This window comes from Herbaspirillum sp. 1130 (assembly GCF_017833835.1).
GTDB lineage: Bacteria > Pseudomonadota > Gammaproteobacteria > Burkholderiales > Burkholderiaceae_D > Herbaspirillum > Herbaspirillum huttiense.
In genome coordinates, this window is sequence record NZ_JAFICQ010000004.1 from 798,028 (window position 1) to 804,302 (window position 6,275).

The 6,275-nt window shown below is 60.8% G+C and carries 5 protein-coding genes; all 5 read left to right on the plus strand.

Going from position 1 to position 6,275, the window contains the following annotated elements:
- Positions 1 to 18: 18 nt before the first annotated feature.
- The 5 genes from JOD78_RS21465 (at position 19) to JOD78_RS21485 (ending at position 5,614) form a co-directional block, all read left to right on the plus strand.
- The gene (locus JOD78_RS21465; RefSeq protein ID WP_039786861.1) at positions 19 to 1,554 is read left to right on the plus strand and encodes an altronate dehydratase family protein; all 1,536 of its coding nucleotides are present in this window, start codon (positions 19 to 21) and stop codon (positions 1,552 to 1,554) included.
- Positions 1,555 to 1,805: 251 nt separating this feature from the next.
- Positions 1,806 to 2,981 carry a fumarylacetoacetate hydrolase family protein gene (locus JOD78_RS21470; protein ID WP_209567621.1) on the plus strand — a complete coding sequence of 392 codons (1,176 nt, stop codon included), beginning with the start codon at positions 1,806 to 1,808 and terminating at the stop codon, positions 2,979 to 2,981.
- A 16-nt stretch (positions 2,982 to 2,997) separates the two neighbouring features.
- Positions 2,998 to 3,762 carry an SDR family oxidoreductase gene (locus JOD78_RS21475; protein WP_034329862.1) on the plus strand — a complete coding sequence of 255 codons (765 nt, stop codon included), beginning with the start codon at positions 2,998 to 3,000 and terminating at the stop codon, positions 3,760 to 3,762.
- Between the two features lie 223 nt (positions 3,763 to 3,985).
- On the plus strand, positions 3,986 to 4,900 hold the full coding sequence (locus JOD78_RS21480; RefSeq protein WP_209567622.1) for an SMP-30/gluconolactonase/LRE family protein: 915 nt from the start codon (positions 3,986 to 3,988) through the stop codon (positions 4,898 to 4,900).
- Positions 4,901 to 5,059: 159 nt separating this feature from the next.
- Entirely contained in the window at positions 5,060 to 5,614 is a 555-nt protein-coding gene (locus tag JOD78_RS21485) for an acyloxyacyl hydrolase (protein WP_034329858.1), read from the plus strand.
- The last annotated feature ends 661 nt before the right edge of the window (positions 5,615 to 6,275 follow it).

Here is a 6,275-nt window from a genome sequence, read left to right on the forward strand (position 1 = left end):
ACGTTCTCCGAGACCAACATGAAAGCCAACTCTCCCATCATCCGCCTGAACCCGGTCGATGATGTCGTCATCGCCCGCCAGCAGCTCATCTCCGGCACCGTGCTGCAGGACGAAGGCGGCCTCAAAGTCCAGGGCCTCATTCCCGCCGGCCACAAGATGGCGACCCGCGCCATCTCTGCGGGCGAGCCGGTCAAGCGCTACGGCCAGATCATCGGCACGGCCAGCCAGGACATCGCGCCCGGACAGCACGTGCACACGCACAACCTGGCCATGGCCGAGTTCTCGCGTGAACACCATTTCGGCGCGGACGTGAAGCCGGTCGATTTCGTCGCCGAACCGGCCACCTTCATGGGCATCGTGCGCCCCGATGGCCGCGTGGCCACGCGCAACTACATCGGCGTACTGACCTCGGTGAACTGCTCGGCCACCGCGGCACGCGCCATCGCCGATTACTTCCGCCGCGACATCCATCCCGAAGTGCTGGCCGACTATCCCAACATCGATGGCGTGGTGGCTCTGACCCACGGCCAGGGTTGCGCCACGGATTCGCAAGGCGAGCCGCTGCAGATCCTGCGCCGCACGCTGGCGGGTTATGCCACGCATCCCAACTTCGCTGCGGTGCTGGTAGTGGGCCTGGGCTGCGAGACCAACCAGATCTCGGGCCTGATGGAAAGCCACAACCTGAAGGAAGGCGAATACTTCCACACCTTCACCATCCAGGGCACCGGCGGCACCGCCAAGACCGTGGCGCTGGGGATCGAGAAGATCAAGAAGATGCTGCCCAAGGCCAATGACATCAAGCGCGAGCCGGTGTCGGCCAAGCACCTGACGCTGGGCCTGCAGTGCGGTGGTTCGGATGGCTATTCGGGCATCACGGCCAATCCGGCGCTGGGTGCGGCAGTGGACTTGCTGGTGCGGCATGGCGGCACGGCCATTCTTTCGGAGACGCCGGAAATCTATGGCGCCGAACACCTGCTCACCCGCCGAGCGGTCTCGCCGGAAGTCGGTGAAAAGCTGCTGGCCCGCATCGCCTGGTGGGAGGAGTATTGCGCCAAGAACGATGCCGAGATGAACAACAATCCCTCAGCGGGCAACAAGGCCGGTGGCTTGACCACCATCCTCGAGAAGTCGCTGGGCGCGGTCGCCAAGGGCGGCACCACCAATCTGGTGGATGTCTACAAGTATGCGGAGACGGTCACCGCACGCGGCTTCGTCTTCATGGATACGCCGGGCTACGACCCGATCTCGGCCACCGGCCAGGTCGCCGGAGGGGCCAACATGATCTGCTTCACCACGGGCCGCGGTTCGGCCTATGGCTGCGCACCGGCACCGTCGCTCAAGCTGGCCACCAACACTGCGCTGTGGCAACGCCAGGAAGAAGATATGGACATCAACTGCGGCGAGATTGCCGACAGCAATGTCACCCCGCAGGAGGTCGGTGAACGCTTCTTCCAGATGATCCTCGATACGGCATCGGGCAAGAAGACCAAGAGCGAGCTGCATGGCTACGGACAGGATGAATTCGTGCCCTGGCACATCGGTGTCTATACCTGATGCTGATGCAGATCATGAAGGCCCGGCTGCGGCCGGGCTAGTGTTATCCCGCAGTGAATCATGGTGATCCGTATTACGCCGGCCCGGGTCGCGTAATACGGACTGCCGGCCAAGCATCCTTGCCTTCGGGCATCCACGGGGACGAGGATGTTTCGCCCGCAGTGAGTCTTCCCCCTTGCAGAACACGACATCGTGGCGACGCCCGCTTCCCGAGTCATCCGGGTCCGCCTCCAACATAAGGAATCAAGAACATGGCACACACTTATTCGCTTCAGGCCCACCTGCCTGAAGACCACGCGCAGGCCACGCTGATCGGCCGCCTCTGGCAACCGGGCGTGGGCCCGGTGCTGGTGCGGATCGACGCCGACGGTGCGTATGACCTCACGCTCATCGCCGCCACCTCCAGCGAATTGCTGGAACTCGACAACCCGGCCGCCGCCGTACGCGCCGCCACCAACATGACCCGCCTCGCGACCTTGCAGGAGTTGCTCGACAATGCCGACGCCGCCCATCGTGATACCTCGCGCCCCTGGCTGCTGGCTCCCATCGACCTTCAGGCCGTCAAGGCCAGCGGCGTGACCTTCGTGGCCAGCATGCTGGAGCGCGTGATCGAGGAGCAGGCGCGCGGTGACGCCGGCAAGGCGGAATCGGTGCGCAAGGCGATCACGGCGGTGATCGGCGACAACCTCTCCAGCGTGGTGCCGGGCTCGCCGGAAGCTGCGCGCCTGAAGGAAGTGCTGCTGGAGCAAGGCGTGTGGTCGCAATACCTGGAAGTGGGCATCGGCCCGGATGCGGAAATCTTCACCAAGGCACAGCCGATGTCGTCGGTGGGGCTGGGCGATGAAGTCGGCATTCACCCCAAGTCGGCCTGGAACAATCCCGAGCCGGAAATCGTGCTGGCCATCAACAGCCGTGGCAAGGTGGTCGGAGCGACCCTGGGCAATGATGTGAACCTGCGCGACTTCGAAGGCCGCAGTGCCCTGCTGCTGGGCAAGGCCAAGGACAACAATGCTTCCTGCGCAGTCGGGCCTTTCATTCGCCTGTTCGATGCAAACTTTTCAATTGACGATGTGCGTCGCGCCGAACTTACAATGCGGGTCGATGGTACGGAAGGCCTCACGCTCAAGGGCAGCAGCTCGATGTCCATGATCAGCCGCGATCCGCTGCAGCTGGTGGAGCATGCGATCGGTCCCAATCACCAGTATCCGGATGGACTGGTACTGTTCCTGGGGACCATGTTCGCACCGACCCAGGACCGTTTTGGTCCCGGCCAGGGCTTCACCCACCAGGTCGCCGACATCGTGACGATCTCCACCCCCAAGCTGGGTGCGCTGGTGAACACCGTGAACTTCAGCGACCAGACCGCACCGTGGACTTTCGGGCTCACCGCGCTGTACAAGAATCTCGCCAATCGCAAACTCGTTTAATCGCAAAGGAACAAGCATGTCCGCATCCACTGGCCGCCTCGCCGGCAAGACCGTTCTCATCACTGCTGCGGCCCAAGGTATTGGCCGCGCCTCCACTGAACTGTTTGCGCGTGAAGGCGCGCGCGTGATCGCTACCGATATCAGCAAGACGCATCTGGAGGAGCTCGCCTCCATCGCTGGTGTGGAGACACATCTGCTGGACGTCACCGACGACGACGCCATCAAGGCACTGGTGGCCAAGGTCGGCACCATCGATGTCCTCTTCAACTGCGCGGGCTACGTGGCAGCCGGCAACATTCTGGAGTGCGATGACAAGGCCTGGGATTTCTCCTTCAATCTCAATGCCAAGGCCATGTTCCACACCATCCGTGCGGTGCTGCCGGGCATGCTGGCCAAGAAGGCCGGCTCCATCGTCAACATCGCCTCGGCCGCATCGAGCGTGAAGGGCGTGGCCAATCGCTTTGCCTACGGAGCCTCCAAGGCGGCCGTAGTGGGGCTGACCAAGTCGGTGGCGGCGGACTTCGTGGCGCAGGGCATCCGTTGCAATGCGATCTGCCCGGGCACCATTGAATCGCCTTCGCTGAACCAGCGCATCAGCACGCAAGCCAAGGAGACCGGCAAGAGCGAAGACGAAGTCCGCGCCGCCTTCGTGGCACGCCAGCCCATGGGCCGCATCGGCAAGGCCGAGGAAGTGGCGGCACTGGCCTTGTACCTGGCATCGGACGAGTCGAACTTCACTACCGGATCGATCCACATGATTGATGGTGGGTGGTCCAACTAAGCAGGGGATGGGAGGATCGTTCGAGGGTCTCGCATCAGGACGATGCGGATGATACGAACGGTCCGCCAGATCAGGACGGCATGCTGCGCGCATGCCGTTTTTCTTTTGGCGCGCTGCGCGCTGATCCTCCTGCTGGTGTGAGGGATGTTGCGGATCAGGTTTATCAAACCAGATCCGCGCGGCATAATGAGCGCTTACTCATTCATGCTTACAGGCAAGCTCCATGTCCCAAGCATCTCCCGCATTGACTGCTGACACCTTCACCACCGTCTCTCCCGAACCGATGCTGCTGGGCGAATCGCCCCTGTGGCACGCGGAGGAAGCAGCACTCTACTGGATCGACATTCCCGGCAAAGCCGTCCACAAGCGTGTGCTGGCCACGCAGCAGCACCAGCGCTGGGACATGCCGGAAGAACCCGGCAGTATCGTCAAGCATGCCCAAGGCGGGCTGGTGGTGGCGTTGCGGTCGGGCATGTTCCATCTCAATACTGGCAATGGGGCGCTGACGGCGCTGCTGGAAGCGCCCTACGATATGGCACGCATCCGCTTCAATGACGGGCGCTGCGATGCCTCTGGCCGCTTCTGGTGCGGCACCATCTATGAGCCGCGTGATCGCGATGGCGGCACCTTGTATTGCTTCGAACGTAATGCCTTGCGTGATGCGCATCATGCCGTGGTCACTTCCAATGGCGTGGCGTTCAGCCCGGACCAGCGCCTGATGTATCACGCCAATACGCCGGCGCACCGCATCAACGTCCATGACTATGATCTGGCTACCGGCCAGACCAGCAATTGCCGCCTGCTGCGCCAGTTCGACAGCGACAAGACTGCGCCCGATTACGGCGGACGTCCGGATGGTGCCGCGGTCGATAGCGAAGGTGCGTACTGGTGTGCGATGTTCGAGGGAGGGCGGGTGTTGCGGCTGTCGCCACAGGGCGAGATCCTGCAGGAGATCCGCGTGCCGGCGCGCTGTCCGACGATGGTGGCATTTGGGGGCAAGGATCTGCGCACGCTCTTCATCACGACCGGACGCAATGGCCGCAGCGAGGCGGAGCTTGCCCAATATCCGCTGTCTGGACATGTGCTGGCCATTCGCGTGGAGGTGGCGGGAAGACTTGAGTACAGCTATCGCCCATGAGGCTGCGCGCCGTCTGTGGTAAGGACGCGGCACAATATTTCACGCGAGTATGCATTTGTGATGATTATGAGAGAATATCGCGTCCCCGCGGCTGCCCTTGCGCCGCGCCGAATACAAGCAAAGATCCTTCAAAACCATTTACGCGCTGAAAGAGAATCCATGACTAAATTGAAGAGCCTGGTCGCCAAGATCGCTTTTGCTGGCGTTGCCGCCATTGCCATCCAGTCGCCCAGCTACGCCATCGACGGCATGTCGCTGGAGTACGGTACTGGCAACAACACCCAGCTGGCCCGTATCGGTGCGCAGTTCAACTGGGGTCCGAACTGGAATTTCTGGCAGTCCAACGGCACCCACATCGGTGGTTACTGGGATCTGTCGCTGGCCAACTGGCGCATGAACCACTACAACAACACCAATGACAGCGGCAACCTGATCGACCTGGGCCTGACCCCGGTGCTGCGTTTCCAGCGCGACGACGGCAAGGGTTTCTACGGTGAAGCCGGTATCGGCGTGCACCTGTTCTCCAAGCTCTACCGCAACAACGACAAGGTGTTGTCGACCGCCTTCCAGTTCGGTGACCACATCGGTGCCGGCTATGTGTTCAGCAATGGCCTGGACCTGGGCATCCGCCTGCAACACTTCTCCAACGGTGGCATCAAGCAACCCAACGGCGGCGTGAACTTTGCCGTGGCACGTGTGGCTTACAAGTTCTGATGATCTGAGCTTGTACTGCTGAAAATGAAGAAGCCGGCTTTGCCGGCTTTTTTATCGTCTGTTGTTTTGAGAGAGGGTCGCGAGTGGCGAATGACTGCTGTTGCATATCAGGCGGGGACTGACCTGCTCCTGAATGTTAGATTTTTGCCTGTGCATAAATTAACTGCTACTGGGGTTATTGGCGCAGGCTGTGTATAAATCTAAGGTTTGGATTTCCTGGAGTGCCTTATTACGCGTATTTGGAGTCAATTGACCTTTCAGATCCTAAATGTCTGTGTATAAGAAAATGCACAGAGACCGAGCGCAGAAATTTCCGTCTGTGAATAAAACTAAGAATAGACGTTGAATGCCAGCAGGACGACATGACGGCAAAAAGGTCTCGCTCGCGCAGCTTGAAGTGCCCGGCACCACGCAGCGGCAAGGATGAAACGCAGATTATCGATCCTCGGACCGTTCGAAACTTTTTACTCCCATCGAACCGTCTTTCGCATCGACCGCGCTGTAATCATAAATCGAGCGCACAAAGCAAAAACCCTCGCTACTTTCGTAACGAGGGTTCTTGGGAGTAACAAGCCTGACGATGACCTACTTTCACACTGGTTGCAGCACTATCATCGGCGCGAAGTCGTTTCACGGTCCTGTTCGGGATGGGAAGGGGTGG